Below are 19,363 nucleotides of genomic sequence, written 5' to 3'. Positions count from 1 at the left end.
GCTTCCGCTTCTGACGGGCTTGCCCCGTACAGGATGTGAAGGACACGCCCCCACCCGCTCCAGCGATCGTGTGCTGTCTGGGGGCCTTTCTTGTTGATCCGTGAATCCGTTGCGTCGGCCGCAGCCGAGATCCAGTCGGGAGCGCTGTACTTCCATCTGGCGGACCGATTCGTTCACGCGCACGGGCATCAACCCTCCTACGGTGAGCGCCGATCGTGGGAGCATTCTCTGCCCGCGCTGGTGAACTCGGTGATGGAGGCCGGTCTCGGCGAGGTCGAGGTGATGCTGGAGTACGCGCTGCCGCTCACCAGCAAGCGTGCCGATGCCATACTCGCCGGCGTACACCCGAAGACCCGTGAACCCTCCTACGTGGTCGTGGAACTGAAGCAGTGGACCGAGGCTTATCCGGACGAGGAAGCCCCGCGACTCTGCCACGTCGACGGAATGCGCTCCCGCCCGATGCTCAATCCCATCGAGCAGGTCCGGGGGTACTGCGACTACCTGGCCCGGTTCAACGGGGCGCTGGACGGGCGGGAACACCAGGTCGTCGGTGCGGCCTACCTCCACAACGCCACTGAGTTCGGAGCCGGAGCGCTGGATGTCGCCGGGCAGAGTCCGCGCGGTCGCTTCTTCACCGGGGACAAGCGGGGCAAGTTCATCGAGTTTCTCCAGGAGCACCTCGCGCCAGAGTCCGGCGCGCTTGCTGCCGATGCCCTCCAAGCAGGAAAGATCAAGCCGTCCACTCAGCTCATCGATGTCGCCGCTCAGGAGATCCGCGACCGGGAACAGTTCCGCTTGCTCGCTGAGCAGCAGATCGCGTACGAACTCGTACTCAAAGCCGTTCGGAACTCGCGGCAGGCCGACAACAAAGAAGTCATCGTCGTCACCGGTGGTCCAGGAAGCGGGAAGAGCGTGATCGCGCTGTCTCTTCTCGGGGAGCTGTACCGCCAGGGGAGGTCCGCGTTGCACGCCACGGGTTCGGCTTCCTTCACCAAGACCATGCGGAAGGTCGCGGGGTCCCGTAAGCGGGAAGTCCAGGATCTCTTCAAGTACTTCAACAGTTTCATGACCGCCGAGCGCAACGGTCTCGACGTGCTGATCTGCGACGAGGCGCACCGGATGCGCCGGACTTCAGCCAACCGCTACACGCGAGCCGCTGATCGCACCGGCAAGCGCCAGGTGGAGGAACTCATCGACGCGTCCCGGGTGCCGGTCTTCCTCCTGGACGAGCACCAGGTCGTACGCCCCGGAGAGATGGGCTCCCTGCACGAGATCGAAGACGCGGCGGCTGCCAAGGGGCTGCCAGTCACTACGGTGCCCCTCGACGGCCAGTTCCGTTGCGGTGGCAGTGACGCCTACCTGGACTGGGTGGTGCGGCTGCTCCGTCTGGAGGACGAGAGCCCGATCGGCTGGGAGCCCGACTCCAAAATGGAGCTCTTGGTGGCGGACACTCCTGAGCAGATGGAGGCGTTCCTCGAGAGCCGACGCGCTCAGGGGTACGGCGCCCGCATGTCCGCCGGGTACTGCTGGAAGTGGACCACCAAGATCGCGCCGGGTCAGTCGCTCCCGGCGGACGTCATCATCGGCGGCTGGGCCAGGCCGTGGAACGTCTACGGTGACCGGGCGGTGGCGGGTGCGCCGCCGGCCGCCCTGTGGGCAACCGACCCGGCCGGCTTCGGCCAGGTCGGCTGTGTCTATACCGCTCAGGGCTTCGAGTACGACTGGAGTGGCGTCATCATGGGTCCAGATCTGGTGTGGCGCGATGACCACTGGGTGGCCGACCGTTCGGCCTCGAAGGACCCGGTATTCAAGAAGTCCACACCGAATGAGGATGTGGACCGGCTGATCCGCAACACGTACAAGGTGCTGCTGACCCGGGGCATGAAAGGCACCGTGATCTACTCCACGGACGCCGAGACGCGTGCCAAGCTGCGCGAACTCGTCCAGGCCGAGGCCCGGACCCCGGAGCCGGTGGGCTGACGATACCCTGATGCGGCTTGCGGGGTCCGCCGCGCTGTGCGGCCAGGCTCACCGGGTCACGGTGATACGGCCTTCCGCGCCCACGAACACTCCGTGTGCGTACAGTTCGGCGACGTCCGTCTCCAGGGCCGTGCGGATGTCCGGGCCCAGTCGCTTCCAGCCGAAGAACTCGCATGCCTGGCGGAGCAGTTCCTCCCGGGACATGCCCGGGCATTCGGCGGCGAGTTCCTGGAGGGCGAGGCGTCGTTCGGCCGGGGCGATGTGGGCGGCCTGGCGGGGCGGGGAGCCGTCGGCCGGGTGGCGGGCCTTGAGGGTCTGCCGGTCCGCCGCGTCGAGGAAGTCGCTGGATGCGACGACCGTGCCCGCGCGGCTGAGGGCACGCACCACCTGGCGGATGTTCTCGCGAATCCTGGGGCCCGCCTTGCTCTTGCCCCACGCCTCGCGGGCACGCTTGATCAGCAGCTCTTCGTGGATGGGTCCCTCGGCCTCGATGATCCGGGCCAGGACCTGGCGCAGCGCGGGCCGGGCCTCGGGGGTGTGGAGTTCGGCCGTCGGCGTCACGTAGACGTCGCACCGCGCGTACGGGGCGCTCCATGGGCGGTCCGGCTCGGTGTCGACCGGGACCCGCTCATGGTCCACGGCCGCGGTCCCCGCGGGTGGCCTCACCGTCGCCTGTTCCGGCACCCCGGGTCGGCCGGCCGCGACGGGCGGCGGCGGCTCGTCGGGCGACGCCGCGAGCGGGTTCACCGCGACGGCTCGCTCGACCGCCTCCCGCAGCCGTGTCTCGGCGGCGGTGCGCCCCCGGTACCAGTCCGTGCCCCAGATGCGGTGTAGCTTCCAGCCCAGGCCCCGCAGGACCTCTTCGCGCAGCCGGTCGCGGTCGCGGGCCGCCTTGGACGAGTGGTACATCGCGCCGTCGCATTCGATGCCCAGGGCGTACGTGCCGGGGGCGTCCGGGTGGCGCAGGCCCATGTCGATGCGGAATCCGGCGACGCCTACCTGTGGCTGGACCTCGTATCCCCAGCCGCGCAGCACCTGGAGCACCGACTCCTCGAAGGGGCTCTCGGGCTCCGCGTCGGCTGACTGTACGACGTCCTGGGCGAGGACATCGGGGCCGTTCTCGGCGTACTGGAGGTAGCGCTTGAGGTGCTGGACGCTTCTGTTCGGGCTGTCGGCGAGGGCGCTGCCGTGGAAGGAGGCGACGACTTCCATGCGGTAGCGGGCGCGGGTGACGGCCACGTTGAGGCGGCGCCAGCCGCCGTCCCTGTTGATGGGGCCGAAGTTCAGGCCGAGTTTGCCGTGCTCGTCGGGGCCGTAGCCGATGGACATGATCATGACGTCGCGTTCGTCGCCCTGTACCGATTCGAGGTTCTTGATGAAGAAGCCGTCAAGACGGCCCTCGGTGAAGCAGTCGTCGAGGTCGGGGCGTGCCAGACGGGCCTGCCGGACCGCGAGGTCGATGGCAGACGCCTGGGCCTGGGAGAGGGCGACGACGCCGAGGGTGCGGCCGGGCCGGGTGTCGAAGTGGTGGATGACGCGCCGGGCGATGAACTCCGCCTCGATCCGGTTGTCGCGGCGGCCGCCCCGGTCGTACGTACCGCCGTCCGCGGTGAGGAAGGCGACGCCCACATCGTTGCCGTGGTCGAGGGCGCCGGGAAAGGTCACCATGGAGTTGCCGTAGAACTCCCGGTTGCTGAACGTGATCAGGTTCTCGTGGCGGCTGCGGTAGTGCCAGCCCAGGGTGAGGACGTTCATGGCACCGGCCTGGCACGCCTTGAGCAGCGACTCGAAGGACTCCGGCAGGTCCTCGTCGTATTCGTCGCCGTCGTCCTCCATGGCCGCGTCGAAGAACGATGTCGGGGGCAACTGGTTCTCGTCGCCCGCGACGATCAGCGAGCGCCCGCGGTAGACGCAGTTGACCGCGTCGGCGGGCCGTACCTGCGACGCCTCGTCGAAGATGACCACGTCGAAGTCGTAGTCGGCGGGCAGGTGGAGGCTGACCGTGAGCGGGCTCATCATGAAGCACGGCTTGATCGTCCGTACGACGTCCCTGGTCCGGCCCAGCAGGTCGCGCACCGGCATGAGCCGCGCCTTCCGCTGTGCCTGGTTGGTGATGACGGCGGAGGCGCCCCCGTGGAACCTGCGGGGCCTGCGCTGGTTGCACGCCTCGATCACGGCGCCGCCCGCCGCCGCGACCAGACGGCGGTCGGCCTCCTGGAAGTCCGCGACCCGCGCGTCCAGATCGGCGGAGCGGGTCGTACGGAGCCTCTCGTCGGTATCGAGGTGACCGTCCGCCCAGGACCTGAGCACCGCGTACTCCACCACGTCGGGCAACTGCTCCGCGGGGATGCCGCGCTCCACCGCGCGGGGCACGAGCTCGTCCACCCGGTGGCGGGCCAGCCCGGCCAGCCCGTCGCGGTACGCCTGCCACTCCTGCGGCCCCTGCGGGTCCGCCAAGAGGACGTCCACGACCTGCTGGGCCTGGTCGAGGGTGCCCAGCAGCGCCGGGTACAGCTGGGCCCGCCTCGCGTCGTCGAAGAGATCGAGGAGCGCCGTCGCCGCGTCGGACCAGCGTTCGGCGCGTCGCGCCGCGGCGTCGCACCACTCGCCCAGGGCGTCGCGTGCGCTTCGCGTCAGCAGTCCGGGCAACGGGTCGGGGGTGGATTCGCCGTCGGCGAGGTACGCGGCGAGCACATCCGGGCGCTCGACGCCTCCGGACAGCTCGGCGATGCGATCAGCGGTGGCCAGCGCATGGTCGAGGGCCGCGAGGTCTGCCCCGGTACGGGGCGTGTACCGGCCCAGCAGTGCGCTGTGCCGGTCGGCGAGGCGTGTGACCTCGGCATCGGCCCGCTGCCACGCGAGGGCCCGGTCGAACCGGCCGATCAGCTTCTTGTGCCAGACGCCGTCCCGGGTCAGCTCCGCGACGGCCGCGCGGTCGGCCTTGCACTGGGCGGAGAAGCGGCCCAGGAGGCCCCGGTGCTGGTCGGCGAATCGCCCCAGCAGCGCGGGCAGTTCCGGGGCTGTGAGGATCTGCTCGCCGAACACGTCGTCGGCCGCGCCGCGTGCCTCGGCGAGGGTGTCGAACGCCCGGTGCGACTCCTGTGCCGCCTCGTGGGCCCCGCGCAGCGTGTCCGGGTCGAACCATCCGCTCGGCGGCCGGTGGGCGGCGGATGCCAGATCGGTCAGCGCGAACAGCGCGAACGCGGCCTCGGCGGTGTCCGGCTTACGGGCGCCGAGGTTGTCGGCGAGCTGGGCGAGGGTGTCCGAGATGTCCTCGGGGAGGACGGCACCCGGCGCCGGGCTCCGGTCCGGCAGTCCGGCGCGGAGCGTCCGTACGGTCTGCTGGAGGTCGTGCGCCGTACGAGGCTCGGCGATCGCGGCCGCGAACGGCCTGCGCTCACCGGCCGTGCGCAGCGCGCCCAGCGCCTCGGCGGCCTCCGACACCGCTGTCAGCGCCCCGGAACCCACCAGTCCGCGCCACGCGAACGACTCCCCCTCGGTGGCCGGGCGCCAGGCGCGGCCGATGGCTCCGGCCGCGGCGGTGAGGTTCCCCAACGCCCCCGGGCCGAGTTCGCCGACGGCCCTGCAGTGCTCCGCCCGCAGGGTGAGCTGGGGAGTGCCGGCCTGTTCCAGGAGGACCAGGCGGCCCAGGACGTCGTGCAGGCTGCGCTCCAGCGGCTCGCGCACGTGGTTCATCGCCGCCGCGTAGCGGGAGAGTTCCTCGCGCAGTCGGCGTGCCCGCTCCAGTTCGTGGGCGGCCGCTCCGGTGACCCGTGCCTCGGTGGTGAGCACGCGGGCGAGTTCCGTCGCCACCGCCTTCTTGGTGGTGTCGCCGCTGTGCAGGGCCAGGACGAAGTCCCCGAGACCGACTTCGCGCAGCCGGTTGCGTACGACGTCGAGGGCCGCCGCCTTCTCGCTGACGAAGAGCACGCTGCGGCCCGAGTGCATCAGGGCGGCGATCATGTTGGTGATGGTCTGGCTCTTGCCCGTACCGGGCGGACCGTTCATGACGAACGAACGCCCTTCGAGTGCGGCCGCGATGCACTGCCGCTGGGACGCGTCGGCGTCGAGGACGAGCGGGGTCTGCTCGGGCAGCTGGATCTCGTCGATACGGTCGAGCTCGGGAGGGTCGAAGGAGAGGGCGTCGGCGGGCAATTCGGAATCAGGGCCCAGCGCTACCGCGCGTACCAGAGGATGGCCCAGGATGCGGTCCTCGTTCTGCGACAGGTCCTGGTACATGGCCTCCTTGTACGAGGAGAAGAGGCCGAGGACCACGCGCTCGTCGACCGACCAGCCGTCCTGTCCGGCGGCGATGTGCCGCGCGGCGGCGAGTACCGCGCCGAGGTCGGCCACGTCGGTGCTCGTCACCGGCGACCAGTCGACGCCCAGCCGGTCGAGCTTCACCTCCAGAGCCGGATTGTGGACGGGCTCCTGGCCCTCGGCCCGGTACAACCGGGCACGGCTGGTCCGGCCATCGCGGCGCAGCTCGACCGGGACGAGCAACAGCGGGGCCGAGCTGGTCTCCTGAGCGCCCGCTTCCCTCCAGTCGAGCATGCCCACGCCGAGCCACAGCACCCACAGGCCGTAGTCGTTGTACATCTGGGCGGACGTGCTGCGCAGGCGGCGGAGGGCGGCGTCCAGGGCCGTCTGCCGGGTCTTGTGGGTGACGAGCCCGCCACCGGCTATCGGCTTGCGCTCGCCCGGTGGAAACGGGCCCTCCGGTACCGACTCGACTTCATCGGTGGCTTCCGCGGCCTCATCAGTCTCCGCGATGGGGGCGAAGTTCCAGCCCCGTGCGAGGCCGGTCAGCACGGCAGCGGCGTCAGGTGAGGTGAGTTCCAGGGTGGCGGTTCTCGTGTGGCGGAAGTTCAGGAGCCTGTTGCGCCCACCCATGTCGAGCAGCGAACCGCGCCAGCCGCTCAGCACGACCTTCAACCGGGCCAGACCGGGGTCGCTGATGCCGGGATGTGCGGCGCCGGTCACGTGCCGGTGAGTCATACGGGCGGTACCTCCGGAGAAGCGGGAACGCACACATGGGGACGATCCGCTACCAAGAAGCCCCCCAAACACCGTATCTACCAGCCCAGTACACACAACACCGCCGAATCGACGAGTCCGATGCCAATCGGACGCTTTCGCTATTCGGCGGCCTCGTCCGGCGCATCGGGGCACTCGGTATCCCCATTCGTTGAGGGGAGTTGGAGACATGACCCACTTAGCCAGCGGGATACGGGCGGGTGCGATCGGGGCCGTGGGCCTTCTCGCATGCGGGGTACTGACCGCCTGCGGGAGCGACGGGGATTCTGACGGCAAGGGCGGCAAGACGTCGGCCGCGAGCGGCACCGCCGGGGGCACGGCGGCGGTTCGTACCGCGTACGCCAGGACCGCCGAGGAGGAGACGGCGCGGATGACGCTCCGGACGGAGACGTCCGCCGCGGGCAAGACGGCGGCCGCGGACGGCGAGGGCGTCATCGACCTGGAGGACGGCGACAGCACCATGACCATCAGCGCCGGAGGCCAGAAGGTCGAGCAGCGCGTCGTCGACCAGGTGCTCTACCAGAAGCTTCCCGCTCGGCAGCGGGCGCAGGTCCCCGGTGACAAGCCGTGGATCAAGATCGATCTGAAGAAGGCGGCCGCCGAGCAGAACAGCGGCAGCAGCAACCAGATCAACGACCCCGCGCAGTCCGCGTCGCTCGCCAAGGGCATCACCGACCGGAACACCGAGAAGGTGGGCACGGCGACGGTCGACGGCGTGAAGACCACCCGCTACCGGGTCACGGTCGACGTCGACAAGCTCTCCGGCACCGCCACGTTGAAGCGCCAGGTCGGCCCCACCGTCCCGATGGACGTCTGGCTGGACGGCCAGGGCCGCATCCGCCGCCAGCAGGTCACCATGAACATCAAGCCCACGGACCAACCGGACCGGACCGCCACCCCGCGGAAGATGACGGTGCGCACCCTGATCGAGTTCTCCGACTTCGGCACCGAGGTGGATACGGACGCCCCACCGGCCGGGCAGACAACCGACATGACGGGCAAGATCGGCGATCGGCAGAGCTGACCGAGCCCCGCGCTGCCTCAGCCCTCGTCGGGCAACCACCGACTGGCCTGATGGCGGCTGACGTGTGCCGCGTCGACGTACCAGAGGCGCTTCGGTCCGTCCCATCGCGCCCGCAGCAGTTTCTTCGCCTCGTCTTTCTCCTCGAAGGGAACCTTGAGATAGAGCCGCCCGTCGACGACATCGCCCGGGGAGACGCCGTCGCCCGACGGCGTTGCGGACGTGTCCGTCCCGCGCCCGCGTCCACTGCCGCCACTTGGTGCTGTGCGTGGGTTCCAGGCGGCGCGGTCCTTGCGGGCGTGTTCGATGACGCGGCTGACCCGCTCGCACGCCGCGGGGTCTGTGAACCGCATCATCAGGTCGGTCGGCCCTGTGTTGGCGAGGAGGTTGAGCGACCCGTGCCAGAGCACCGCGCCGTCGAGGATGAGGACCTTCTCGTGCATACGCTCCCGGAAGTCCACTTCACAGCCGACCGATCGCAGCTGGTCGATCCTCTGCTGGTGGCGTGTAACCCCAGCATCGTCGCGCTGCTCCTCGGCGGCCCGGGTGTAGACGACGACCTTGACGCCGTTGGCAGCCCGCCGGCCCAGCAGGGCGGACCACTTGCGGACCGGCTGCGGGTCGAGGAACGGACAGTACAACTCGATGCTGGTGGTCGCCCGCTCGATGTCCCATGTGACTGCCTCGTAGACCTCGTCCGCCGGGAAGAAGGCGGGTCTCGCCAGCTCTTCCTCGGAGAGGGATGAGAGCTGGGCGGCGTCCCGGGTGGGCACAAGCTGATCCGCGGACATCAACTGCGCGTGGGTTTCCAGGTGGTCGAGCATGGACCGGGCCTCGCTGTGCGGGGCGAGGTTCCGTCGCAGGTGGTCGACGTCGGCCACCACGATCAGATGGTCCTGGGCCCGGCTGAGCCCGACATTGAGCAGACGGCACGTGCTGGAGGACAAGCCGGTTCCCTGGTAGAAGAAACCGGGGTTCTTACCCGCGCCGACAGCGGTGTCGAAAACGACAATCGGGCGCTGGCTTCCCTGAAACCGGTGAATGGTATCGACGAGACCGTCGTAATCCTCGCCGAAGCGGTAGGTGAGGCTGCTCTTCAGCGCCTTGACTTGTGCCTTGTAAGGGGCGATGATCCCCAGCCGGTCGGTCGCGCGCTCTCCGGGCGGGACGTCCTCCCACTTCCGGCCCGGAAGTACGCCCTCGTACTGAAGCCCGCGAACCAGTTCGTGGACGACGGCCTCGTTCACCGTATTGGCCTTGTGGTCGGGCCCGGGAATGCGGTGCTTGGAGGTGTCGATGAGAATGACCGGCGCGTCGACCAGTCCGTTGAAGGGGATGCGGCTACGGCTGTCACGCCCGGTGGAAAGCGGGGAATCCGGGTAAGCGACGGCATTGACGACATCACAGATCGGCTCGCGCATCCGGTACTGCGTGTCCAGAGCGACGAGCCGGGGGTCCTGCCGGACCGACCCGGAATCGCTTACCAGACCAGCCGCGTGAAAGGGATCGCGGGATGCCCATTCCCGGGAGTGCGCGCGCTGCTGCTCTGTCGCCTTCTGGTCGTTCTCGCCCTTCGTGACGGCGGGCAGTTGCCGAAAGTCTCCGGCGACGACCACACGCTTTCCGGCGAGTCCGGCGGCGAGCCAGGCGGACGGAAGGTTGACCATTCCCGCTTCGTCCATGACGACGACATCCACGCGGTCCAGCAACTTCCGTGACTGAACAGCCTTGGCCACGGTGGCGCCCATCACGCGGCACCGGGACCGCACGGTGTCGTGAATCTTCCTGCGTTGTTGGTCGAGGTCGTCAACCTGCTTCTGCAGAGCTTCCGCTTGCCGCGCGAGCAGCGGGCGCGCGGCTACGCCTGTCAGCCTGGCCCGCGCGCCGGCCATGCGCCCGGTCAGTTCGCCGATGTCACTGGCGGCCTGCGCCGCATCGCGCTCCGCGCCCGCGATCTGCCTACGCGCACCATCGGAGATGGTCTCGGCCTCTGCGAGGTCAGCGCGCAAGGTGGCGAGCTGTGCTTCCTTCCGCTTCGCGAAGAGCCCGCTGGGGGTTCCCAACTGGCCGATCTTGAGGCGAAGCTGCGCGGCATCGGCTTCGGCTCGCAGCCCGCTCCCCTCAGCGGCCTCTTTCGACGTCGTCGCCGCGGAACGGGCCGTGCGCGCCGCGGAAAGCGCCTGCTCCAACGACGCCAGCTCGTCGTGCAAGGAGATGGCTGCGCGGGTGTCCTTCAACGCTTTCATCGCCTGGGTGAGGCTCTCGTCGAGCTGCTCGGATATCCGAGCGGTGATCCGGGCGGGGTCGACGAAATCGCCATATCGGTCGCGCAGGGACGGCACTTCGATATCCCCGGCACGCTGAACGAGTCCCTCCGTGAAGCGTTCTTCCGCCTTGAGAAGATCACACATCCGCTCCAACGCCTGGTCGACGGCGACCTTCGTCGGCGCGAGGAACAGGACGTTATGCCCCTGCCTGAAGCACCCCTCGACGATGTGGCCGACGACATCGGTCTTCCCTGTGCCGGGTGGGCCCCAGAGGAAGAGGATCTGACTGCCGAGGGCCCGTTCGATCGCAAGCCTCTGCTGGGAATTCAGCCTCAGCGCCTGCCAGTCGGACACCCAGCGCCCCGGGTCGGCGTCCTTGGCGACGACGGGATCGCCACGTCCGACGATCCATCCAGCGCTCTCGACCCGGACAGGGCTGTCGTCCTGTCCCACCGATTCCAGACGCTCGGCCATCAGGGCCAGACCGGCCGTATCGTCCTGCCGGATCTGGACGTGGGAAACAGATCTTCCCAGATCCTCCGTGGCGATCAGCCGCACCTTGCCGTCGGGCATACGGGAGACTTCCGCCGTCGTCCAAAGGCCCCGGGAGCGTGAGGGGCGAACGAGTACGGGCACGCCCTCAAGGGAATGATCCCACTTCTTGCAGACGAAAATGTATTCGAAGCGCCCCGCAGAAGAGGAAGCGAGTCGACCGCCGGAGAGCGATACCTTCTGCCTGTCCTGACCGTCGCCGCGTCGCTCAGCCTGAATTTCCCCACGAACCGCCGTCAGCAGCTCGGCTGCCGGATACGGCTGCTTGGTCTGCGTCATGCACCGCCCCCGTCATTTCCACTTCAGCGCAATGTTTGCACTGCGATACAAACATCTCCGCGCCACCCCCGAAAGCACGCGAGCGACATAGCGGCCCAAACACGGCGATTCCGCCTGGTTCAGATAGCTGTGTCATCACCTTGCTGGGGGCAGGGGAGGTCGGGGGCCTGGGGGTTCGGGGAGCAGGTGACCACGGCCAGGGAGAGGAAGGACGTGCGGCCTGCGTAGAAGCCCAGGGAGACGTCGGCGCCTTGGGTGAGGCGGGTTGTGGTGGTGGCCAGGAGGTGGGAGAGGCGGGCGGTGTTGGCTTCGCCTCGGGAGAGGAAGCCGGGGGCGTGTTCGGTGAGTTGTTGGCCCAGCCAGGTGGCCGCTTCCTTGGGTTCGTGGAAGGTGGCGCGGATGAGGCTCGGGGATTTGAGGAGCCAGTACGCCGTCTCCATGGGCGGCAGCTCGGAGCGGCGGAAGGTGTCGAGGAGGGCGCGGTAGTGCTCCTCGTCCTCCGGGGTGATCGGGGGCAGGGGGCGGTCGGGGAGGCGGCGGAGGTTTTCGTGGTCGAACAGTTCCTTCTCGCCCAGCCAGGAGTACGCATGGAGGTGCACGCGTCAGCCGTTCCCCCTGGGGTGGAGGGGGAAGGTCCGCTGATGGGGTGATGGGGGCTGCCGGGTCAGGAGACCGTGATCTCGGCTGCCGAGTCGTAGAAGGACAGGTGGTTCTTGATCTCCGGTACCGCGTCGATCGGCTGTGCGTACGCCCACACGACATCGGGGCGCAGGGCTGCGCCGCTGTTCGGGCCGATGTACGTCCAGTACGCCGCCTCGCCCTTGAAGGGGCAGGTGGTGCGGGTGTCGGTGGGCTCGAACAGGGTGAGGTCCACGTCCTCCGGCGGGAGGTAGTAGCGCACAGGCAGGCCGGTCTCGTGGAGCAGCAACGGGCGGTCCGTCTCGGCGACTACCTGGCCGTCGATGGTGACCTTGACGTGTTGCGTGCCGCGGGCCACCTCCACGCGGTGTCCGGAACCTGAGCCGGTGTGGGGGTGCGGGGTGGGCATCTTCACCGTCCTCCTCGGGGGGTTCTGCTGGGGGCCGTACTCAGGTCAACGCTTGCCCTCGGCCGTAGATTCCGATGTCTCCTCGCGGGGCCACGGGCGGCCGTCCTGGTCTTCCACCTCGCGGTTGAAGCGGGTCAGGGCCTCGCCGAAGCGGGACAGGTCCTCCGGGGTCCAGTCTTCGAGCAGCCGGGCCAGGCTGGTGCGGCGGCGGTCGCGTTCGGCGGTGAGGCGTTCGGCGCCCAAGGCGGTGACGCGGAGCTTGCGGGCGAGGCCGCCGTCGGGGTCGGGGATGCGCTCGACCAGGTCGCCGCGGAGCAGGGCGCCGGTCTGGCGGTTGACGGTCGAGACGTCGAGCTGGAACGCGTCGGCGAGCTGGCCGATCGACATCGCGCCCTCGGTGTCCAGGCGGGAGAGGAGTAGGTAGGCCGAGCGGTCGAGGCGGTCGGGCGCGCAGGGTTCATCGGCGGATGGTTCGCCCGGAGATGTCCTGCGGTCCCGGGGTGTCAGGACATGACATCTGGCGACCAGCATCAACTCGCGTTCCAGCAGTTCCAGCCGCTCCCGCACGCTTCCTCCTCGTCGCCCCCGCTCCATGGAACAGAAGTGTGCACGATACACAGCATGTGTAGGATGCACATCTCCTACTCATCCCTGTTGTACCGCTTGGAGGCCTCATCCGCATGGCCCAGTCAGCCCCAGCTCGCGTCGAGGAGCCCACCAGCGCCGCGCCGGTCGGCGCCGCGCTCCCGGAGCGCGAGGTCGGTGGCGGTTTCGTGGCGGTGCTCGCGTTCTGCGGCATCGCCGTATCGGTGATGCAGACGCTGGTCGTCCCGCTCGTGAGCGAGCTGCCGCAGCTGCTGCACACCACCAGCTCGAACGCGTCCTGGGTGATCACCTCGACCCTGCTCGCCGGGGCGGTCTCGACGCCCGTCATGGGGCGGCTCGGGGACATGTTCGGCAAGCGCCGGATGCTGATGGTCGCGCTGACCCTGCTCGTCATCGGCTCGCTGACCTGCGCCGTCACCTCCGATCTGGTCGTAATGGTGGTCGGCCGGGCCATCCAGGGCGGGGCGATGGGCGCCATTCCGCTCGGCATCAGCATCATGCGGGACGAGCTGCCGCCGCAGCGGCTGGGCTCGGCGATGGCCCTGATGAGCTCCTCGCTCGGCATCGGCGGTGCGCTGGGGCTGCCCGCCGCCGCGTTCGTCGCGCAGCACACCAGCTGGCACGTGCTGTTCTACGGGGCCGCCGGGCTGGGCGCGATATCGATCGCGCTGGTGCTGGCCGTCGTCCCGGAGTCCTCCGTACGCACCCCGAGCCGCTTCGACCTGGTCGGCGCGGTCGGGCTGACGGCCGGGCTCGTCTGTCTGCTGCTGCCCATCACCAAGGGCGGCGACTGGGGCTGGACGAGCGGCACGACGCTCGGGCTGTTCGGCGCGGCCGCGCTGATCCTGCTCCTGTGGGGCGTCTTCGAGCTGCGCACCGCCGAGCCGCTGGTCGACCTGCGGACCACCGCGCGCCGCCAGGTGCTGCTGACCAACCTCGCCTCGATCATGGTCGGCTTCTCGTTCTACGCGATGTCGCTGATCTTTCCGCAGCTGCTCCAGCTGCCGGAGGCCACCGGCTACGGTCTCGGCCAGTCGATGGTCATGGCGGGGCTGTACTTCGCCCCGATGGGCGTGGCGATGATGCTCGTCTCGCCGCTGTCCGCGCGCATCAACGCCGCCCGCGGCCCCAAGGTCTCGCTGATCATCGGCATCATCGTGATCGGTGCGACGTACGGCGCGGGCGTGGTGATGATCGACGAAATCTGGCAGGTCGTGACGCTGGCCACCGCGCTCGGCGTCGGCATCGGCCTCGCGTACTCGGCCATGCCGACCCTGATCGTCAGCGCCGTACCAGCCCGTGAGACGGGCGCGGCGAACGGTCTGAACACCCTGATGCGGTCCATCGGCATGTCCACCTCCAGCGCGGTGGTGGGGGTGATCCTGGCCCATCAGACGACGGACTTCGGCGGGGTCGCGCTGCCGAGCAAGGACGGCTTCCAGATGTCGTTCATGGTGGCGTGCGCGGCCTCGGTCGTGGGTCTGCTGATCGCTTTCTGTCTGCCCGCCCGGCGCCCTGCCCCGGTCACCTCCGCTCCTGCGGCCGTCTCCGTGCCGAGCGCGCGGAGCACGCAGATCGCGCCGAGCACTCCGATCGCGCCGGAGCCCGCCGTCGAGAAGGCGGTTGCGGAGGACGTGGCTCCCGCCGCCCTCTCCGGCAGCGTCATCCACGGCCGCGTCCTCGGCTCCGACGGCACCCCGCTCGCCGACGCCGCCGTCACCCTGATCGACACCGGCGGCCGCCAGCTCGGCCGTACGGTCAGCGGGCGCGACGGCCGCTACACCGTGACCGCGACCGGCAGCGCGAGTGTCGTCCTCATCGGCTCGGCCCCCGGGCATCAGCCGCAGGCCGCCACGCTGCTGGTGGCGGACGTCGCGGTCGTCTGTGATCTGCGGCTGACCGGAGGCGGCGGGCTGACCGGAGCCGTCCGGTCCGAGAACGGCGGGCCGCTGGCCGGGGCCACCGCGACCGCGACCGGCGCGGACGGCGAGGTGGCGGGTTCGGCGAGGACGGACGAGAAGGGTGCGTTCGCGTTCGCGGAGCTGGCCTCCGGCACGTACACGCTGACGCTCAGCGCCGACGGACACCGTCCGCACGCCACCCAGGTCGAGCTGACCGCCGGTGAGCCGATACGGGTCGACATATCGCTGCGGCCCGCCGCGCGGGTCGGCGGCACCGTACGTGACCAGGGCGGACGCCCCCTGGAGGACGCCCGCGTGGCGCTGCTGGACGCCTCCGGCGATGTCGTCGGGCAGTGCGTCACGGGCGCGGACGGGGGCTTCGGCTTCGCGGGGCTGACCGGTGAGCACTACACGGTGGTCGCCAGCGGTTACGCACCGGCCACCCGGCCGGTCACGGTCGGCGGCGCCGCCCCGGAGGCCCGGGACGTCGACTTTCTGCTGAGCCACGGCTGAGTCCCGGTCATGAGCCGCGGTTGAGTCTCGGCTGAGTCACCGCTGATTGTCGTGCCGCCCCGTGCAAGCGGGGCGGCACAGCAATGAGCACAACACACATAAACCCCCGGCGGTCCGCTGTTCCCGCTCATTCCTCGGGCAGGCTCTCCCACGCCTCGCCCTTGCGGAACAGCTCGTATCCCTCCGTGTCCGCGATCGACTCCGCCTCCGCGCGGCTGCCGACAGAGATCTCGTACGTGTGGCTGTCGACCGTCGCGTGGACACCTTTGCCGTCGGTGATCGTCTCGATCGAGTGCGTCTCGTAGATGACGCGCCCCGGCTCGGCCTTGCTCCAGACCACGTGCATGCTCACTGCCATCGGATCACTCCCGAAGACGAGCCCCCTGGTTTCAGGGTCTCACGGCACGCGGCTACCGCCTTCCGAAGATCGCCACATGCGCCAGGGCCAGCACCGCGAGCGCCCCGCCGAACCACATCACGCCGACGAGCGCGATCCCGTCCGCCGCCCGGCCGCCGAGCAGCGCGCCCAGCGATATCGCGATGTTGAAGACGCCGACGAACAGCGCCGAGGCCGCCTCCCGCGTGTCCGGCGCCGCGTGCAGCACCCAGGTCTGCGAGGTCACCGACACCCCGCCGTACGCCAGCCCCCACAGCGCCAGCAGCGTGACCGCCCCGCCGAGGGTGCCGCCCGCGACCGGGATGAGCAGGACCGCGGTGGCCAGAACGGTGAAGATGACCATGAGGGTGCGGCGCGGGTCGCGGTGGGCGGTGGCGCCCGCCAGGAAGTTCCCGGCGATGCCCGCCACGCCGTACGCGAGCAGCAGGGTGCTGATCAGTCCCGTCCGTACGCCCGCGACGTCCTCCAGCACCGGGCGGACGTACGTATACGCGCCGAAATGGCCGGTGACCAGCAGCAGCGTGGTGATCAGCCCGACCCGCAGCCGGGCGTTGCGGAACAGCCCCGGCACCTCGCGCAGCCGGATGGTCTCGGTCGCGGGCAGCGGCGGCAGGGTGACGGCGAGGGCCGCGGCGGTCGCCAGCGCCAGCGCGCCCATCCCGGCGAACGCGGCGCGCCAGTGGACCAGGTCGCCGATGAGCGTTCCGACCGGTACGCCCAGGACGGAGGCGACGGCGATCCCGCTGAAGATCAGCGACGTGGCGGGGCCCGCGGACTTCTCCGGCACCAGCCGTACGGCGAGCCCCGCGGCCAGGGTCCACACCCCGCCGATGCACACCCCGACCAGTACCCGGGCCAGCAGCAGTACGGCGAAGCCGGGGGCGAGGGCGGAGGCCAGGTTGGCCGCCGCGAGGAGTCCCATCAGGCCACACAGCACCAGCCGCCGGTCGAGGCGGCCGACGGTGACGGTCAGCAGGGGCGCGGCGACCGCGGCGACCAGTCCCGGCACGGTCATGGCCAGGCCCGCCGTGCCGGGCGAGACCCGCAGCGCGGAGCCGATGGAGGTGAGCAGGCCGACCGGGAGCATCTCGGTGGTGACGACGGAGAAGGTGCCGAACGCCACGGCGACGACGGCGAGCCAGGCTCTGAGCGGCGAGTACGCGGGGGCGGCTGACCCGGATGCGCCTGCCGGAGCGGTGAGTTCCGTGGTAGGGGGCGTGGAATTCGACATGACTCAAATGAACCGCCGCCTCTGGCCGGGAACAACGCCGAAATCCTCAGTCTTCTATGAGCGGGACTCATGGATCGGTGGAGCGGTCGGCGGAGCGGTCGGTACAGAAACCAGTAGAGGGATCGCAGGAGGGAGGCCGATGTCCGGGCTGGAGATCCGCGAACTGGAGTGTTTCCTCGCGCTCAGCGAGGAGCTGCACTTCGGCCGCGCGGCGGAGCGGCTGTACGTGTCGCAGAGCAGAGTCAGCCAGTTGCTGCGCGCGCTGGAGAGGCGGATCGGCGCCCGGCTGCTGGACCGCACCAGCCGACGGGTGCGGCTGACCCCGCTGGGAGAACGGTTCCTGGCCGAACTGCGGCCCGCGTACGACGCGCTGTACGGGGCGGTCGAGGGGGCCAGGGGCGCGGCGAGCGGCCTCACCGGCGTGCTGCGCGTCGGTTTCCAAGGGGCCGCCGACGAGCGGGTGATGGCCACGCTGGCGGCCTTCCGGGAGCGGCATCCCGGCTGCGAACCGGAGACCGTGGAAATCCCGATGGCCGATCCGTTCGGCGCGGTGCGCGGCGGCGAGGTGGACGCGGCGATCGTCTGTCTGCCGGTCGGGGAACCGGATCTGGTCCTGGGCCCGGTATTCTCCCGGCAGCCGCAGACGCTGGTGATCCGCGCCGGGCACCCCCTCGCGGGGCGGAACGCGGTGGACGCCGAGGAGCTGGCGAGCTGCCCGCTCGTCGCCCCGTGCGATCCGGCGCCCCGCTACTGGCGGGAGTTCATGGCCCCGCCCGTCACCCCCGGCGGCCGCCCCATCCCCCACGGCCCGCGGGTGCGCACTCTCCAGGAGGGGCTGACGGCGGTGGCGGCGGGCCGGGGCGGGATGCTGCTGTGCCCCCCGACCGCCGAGTACCACGGCCGCCGCGACATCACGTTCGTCCCGGTCGAGGGGCTGCCGGACTCGATGCTCGGCCTGGTGTGGCGGCGGGCCGGGGAGACGGCGCGGATACGGGCGCTGCGGCAGGCCGTGGACGAGCTGTGCGTGCCGCCGCTCCCCCGCACCGCTGGACCGCCGCCACCCCGCACCGCTGGGCCGCCGCTCCCCCGCACCGCGCTATCCGGCGGCCGTCCAGATCCGCCGCAGCGCCTGGTAGTCGACCACGGCGATGCCCTCCTCACGGAGGATGTCGCGCGCCTGGGGTGAGGTCAGGAAGGCGTGGTCGGTGCTGCGGATCTGCCAGCCGCCGGGGTCGACGGCCCGGGCGTGGGCGTCGTCGAGTCCCGGGTGCACGGCCCATTCGGTGAGCCCGGGCGGCAGCTCGCGCAGCAATTGGGCGTAGTGGGCCGCCTTGTCGTCGAGGCCGAGGGCGAAACTGTCCAGAAACGGGTGGTCGAGGGCGGGAAGTCCGCGCCGGCGCAGCGCGCGCCGGGCGGGTTCCCGCCAGATCCGTGCCGCGAGTCCGTACTCGGCGGCCAGGGTGAGCGTCAGATCGCGGATGTCCTCGCGGCCGCCGTCGGCCAGACAGTGCCAGTCCAGGTGGACGGGGGCGAGCCCGGCGTCCAGTACGGCGTCGATCTGGGCGCGGAACTCGCGCTCGACCTCCGCCGGGCGGGCCCGGGCCAGCAGCTCCGGAATCCCGGCGGGGTCGTACAGCTCGCCCGCCCCGTCCAGCAGCGAGGGCACCCGCTCCTTCGGCGACAGCGGCCCCCAGGGGAGGCGGGGCAGGTCGCGGACGAGGGTGAGGTGGACGCCGAACGGGATGTGCGGCCGCTCGCGCAGCAGTTCCAACGCCTGCGCCGCCGCCGGGCACGGCACCATCAGGCTGCACGACGCCGCGATGCCGTTTTCGATGGACTCGACGACGGCGGAGTTGACGGCCGGGTACATGCCGAAGTCGTCGGCGTTGAGGAGGAGCGCGCGGGCGTCGGGGGCCAGGCCCAGCAGCTCGGTGGAGGTGGGCCGGGGCGCGGGGTCCATCGGGTCGGCGGGGCCCATCAGCGGGTCTCCCTTCGCATGCACACCCGTGGCCAACGGTCCAGCCCGTGCCCGGCCTCGCTGCGGCGGATCTCCCAGAGTCCGGGGGTCAGCTCGGTCTCGGTCAGAGGCCGGAAACCGCAGCGGGCCGCGTAGTAGGGGGCGTTCCACGCCACGTCCACGAAGGTGGTCAGGGTCAGCGCGGGTACGCCGTCGGCGGCCGCCCGCGCCGCGACGTACTCGATCAGCGCCCGGCCCACCCCGCGGCGGGCGCTGTCCGGGTGCACCGAGATCTGCTCGATGTGGGTGTTCCCGTCGACGGGGTCGGTGATCACGTAGGCCATGGCCCGGTCCGTGCCGTCCACCGCCACCCAGACCCGCCCGGCGCGCTGATAGCGCCCCAGTTCCGCCAGGCTCAGGGGCTCGTCATCGGCGATCTCGTCCATCCCGATGTCACGGAAGCACCGTCCGGCGGCGCGCTCTATGTCCTGGAGATGGGGAAGTTCCTCGAAGGTGCTCGTTCGAATCCGCACCCCACCATCATCCTCCGGATGGGGCCGACAAAGAGGTGCCC

The 19,363-nt window shown here is 70.3% G+C and carries 13 protein-coding genes; 4 read left to right on the top strand and 9 right to left on the bottom strand.

Annotation, left to right across the window (positions count from 1 at the left end; all coding sequences use genetic code 11):
- Positions 1–90: 90 nt before the first annotated feature.
- Complete coding sequence (locus tag ABZ370_RS22815; protein WP_358623846.1) at positions 91–1,980, top strand: DNA/RNA helicase domain-containing protein; 1,890 nt, start codon at positions 91–93, stop codon at positions 1,978–1,980.
- 48 nt (positions 1,981–2,028) lie between these two features.
- On the opposite strand, the gene ABZ370_RS22810 is transcribed toward ABZ370_RS22815, so the two are convergent.
- Entirely contained in the window at positions 2,029–6,978 is a 4,950-nt protein-coding gene (locus ABZ370_RS22810; protein WP_358623843.1) for a DUF3320 domain-containing protein, read from the bottom strand.
- 208 nt (positions 6,979–7,186) lie between these two features.
- Between ABZ370_RS22810 and ABZ370_RS22805 the strand changes: the two genes are divergently transcribed.
- The gene (locus ABZ370_RS22805) at positions 7,187–8,041 is read left to right on the top strand and encodes a hypothetical protein (protein ID WP_358623840.1); all 855 of its coding nucleotides are present in this window, start codon (positions 7,187–7,189) and stop codon (positions 8,039–8,041) included.
- A 17-nt stretch (positions 8,042–8,058) separates the two neighbouring features.
- On the opposite strand, the gene ABZ370_RS22800 is transcribed toward ABZ370_RS22805, so the two are convergent.
- From ABZ370_RS22800 to ABZ370_RS22785, 4 genes are all read right to left on the bottom strand, one after another.
- Positions 8,059–11,136: an AAA domain-containing protein gene (locus ABZ370_RS22800; protein ID WP_358623838.1), complete on the bottom strand. Its 3,078-nt coding sequence runs from the start codon at positions 11,134–11,136 to the stop codon at positions 8,059–8,061.
- A 119-nt stretch (positions 11,137–11,255) separates the two neighbouring features.
- On the bottom strand, positions 11,256–11,735 hold the full coding sequence (locus tag ABZ370_RS22795; protein WP_358623835.1) for a hypothetical protein: 480 nt from the start codon (positions 11,733–11,735) through the stop codon (positions 11,256–11,258).
- 65 nt (positions 11,736–11,800) lie between these two features.
- A complete protein-coding gene (locus ABZ370_RS22790) occupies positions 11,801–12,184 on the bottom strand; it encodes a DUF427 domain-containing protein (protein WP_358623832.1) in 384 nt (127 codons plus the stop codon).
- Between the two features lie 45 nt (positions 12,185–12,229).
- Positions 12,230–12,715 carry a MarR family transcriptional regulator gene (locus tag ABZ370_RS22785; RefSeq protein WP_358624113.1) on the bottom strand — a complete coding sequence of 162 codons (486 nt, stop codon included), beginning with the start codon at positions 12,713–12,715 and terminating at the stop codon, positions 12,230–12,232.
- A gap of 149 nt (positions 12,716–12,864) precedes the next feature.
- On the opposite strand from ABZ370_RS22785, the gene ABZ370_RS22780 reads away from it, so the two are divergent.
- Complete coding sequence (locus tag ABZ370_RS22780; protein WP_358623829.1) at positions 12,865–15,204, top strand: MFS transporter; 2,340 nt, start codon at positions 12,865–12,867, stop codon at positions 15,202–15,204.
- A 127-nt stretch (positions 15,205–15,331) separates the two neighbouring features.
- Here ABZ370_RS22780 and ABZ370_RS22775 read toward each other — a convergent pair whose 3' ends face one another.
- Together ABZ370_RS22775 and ABZ370_RS22770 are read right to left on the bottom strand one after the other, a co-directional pair.
- Positions 15,332–15,562, bottom strand: coding sequence for a hypothetical protein (locus ABZ370_RS22775; protein WP_358623826.1), 231 nt, complete (start codon positions 15,560–15,562; stop codon positions 15,332–15,334).
- Between the two features lie 52 nt (positions 15,563–15,614).
- On the bottom strand, positions 15,615–16,832 hold the full coding sequence (locus tag ABZ370_RS22770; RefSeq protein WP_358623824.1) for an MFS transporter: 1,218 nt from the start codon (positions 16,830–16,832) through the stop codon (positions 15,615–15,617).
- Positions 16,833–16,971: 139 nt separating this feature from the next.
- On the opposite strand from ABZ370_RS22770, the gene ABZ370_RS22765 reads away from it, so the two are divergent.
- The gene (locus tag ABZ370_RS22765; RefSeq protein ID WP_358623821.1) at positions 16,972–18,018 is read left to right on the top strand and encodes a LysR family transcriptional regulator; all 1,047 of its coding nucleotides are present in this window, start codon (positions 16,972–16,974) and stop codon (positions 18,016–18,018) included.
- Here the strand turns inward: ABZ370_RS22765 and ABZ370_RS22760 are convergent.
- Both ABZ370_RS22760 and ABZ370_RS22755 read right to left on the bottom strand, forming a co-directional pair.
- Positions 17,929–18,810: a polysaccharide deacetylase family protein gene (locus ABZ370_RS22760; RefSeq protein WP_358623818.1), complete on the bottom strand. Its 882-nt coding sequence runs from the start codon at positions 18,808–18,810 to the stop codon at positions 17,929–17,931. The two genes, ABZ370_RS22765 and ABZ370_RS22760, sit on opposite strands and share 90 nt — an antisense overlap.
- Positions 18,810–19,322, bottom strand: a complete 513-nt coding sequence (locus tag ABZ370_RS22755; protein WP_358623816.1) for a GNAT family N-acetyltransferase — start codon at positions 19,320–19,322, stop codon at positions 18,810–18,812. The genes ABZ370_RS22760 and ABZ370_RS22755 overlap by 1 nt, the downstream gene beginning before the upstream one ends.
- Between the last annotated feature and the right edge of the window lie 41 nt (positions 19,323–19,363).

It is taken from the genome of Streptomyces sp. NPDC005962 (assembly GCF_040629205.1).
Lineage (GTDB): Bacteria > Actinomycetota > Actinomycetes > Streptomycetales > Streptomycetaceae > Streptomyces.
This window is presented reverse-complemented; position numbering and strand designations above follow the sequence as displayed.

What these genes read in the sequence shown, in the direction of transcription:
- ABZ370_RS22810 (WP_358623843.1), bottom strand. Translation starts at nt 6,978, where the DNA reads ATGACTCACCGGCACGTGACCGGCGCCGCACATCCCGGCATCAGCGAC.
- ABZ370_RS22805 (WP_358623840.1), top strand. Translation starts at nt 7,187, where the DNA reads ATGACCCACTTAGCCAGCGGGATACGGGCGGGTGCGATCGGGGCCGTG.
- ABZ370_RS22800 (WP_358623838.1), bottom strand. Translation starts at nt 11,136, where the DNA reads ATGACGCAGACCAAGCAGCCGTATCCGGCAGCCGAGCTGCTGACGGCG.
- ABZ370_RS22790 (WP_358623832.1), bottom strand. Translation starts at nt 12,184, where the DNA reads ATGCCCACCCCGCACCCCCACACCGGCTCAGGTTCCGGACACCGCGTG.
- ABZ370_RS22785 (WP_358624113.1), bottom strand. Translation starts at nt 12,715, where the DNA reads ATGCTGGTCGCCAGATGTCATGTCCTGACACCCCGGGACCGCAGGACA.
- ABZ370_RS22780 (WP_358623829.1), top strand. Translation starts at nt 12,865, where the DNA reads ATGGCCCAGTCAGCCCCAGCTCGCGTCGAGGAGCCCACCAGCGCCGCG.
- ABZ370_RS22775 (WP_358623826.1), bottom strand. Translation starts at nt 15,562, where the DNA reads ATGGCAGTGAGCATGCACGTGGTCTGGAGCAAGGCCGAGCCGGGGCGC.
- ABZ370_RS22770 (WP_358623824.1), bottom strand. Translation starts at nt 16,832, where the DNA reads ATGTCGAATTCCACGCCCCCTACCACGGAACTCACCGCTCCGGCAGGC.
- ABZ370_RS22765 (WP_358623821.1), top strand. Translation starts at nt 16,972, where the DNA reads ATGTCCGGGCTGGAGATCCGCGAACTGGAGTGTTTCCTCGCGCTCAGC.
- ABZ370_RS22760 (WP_358623818.1), bottom strand. Translation starts at nt 18,810, where the DNA reads ATGGGCCCCGCCGACCCGATGGACCCCGCGCCCCGGCCCACCTCCACC.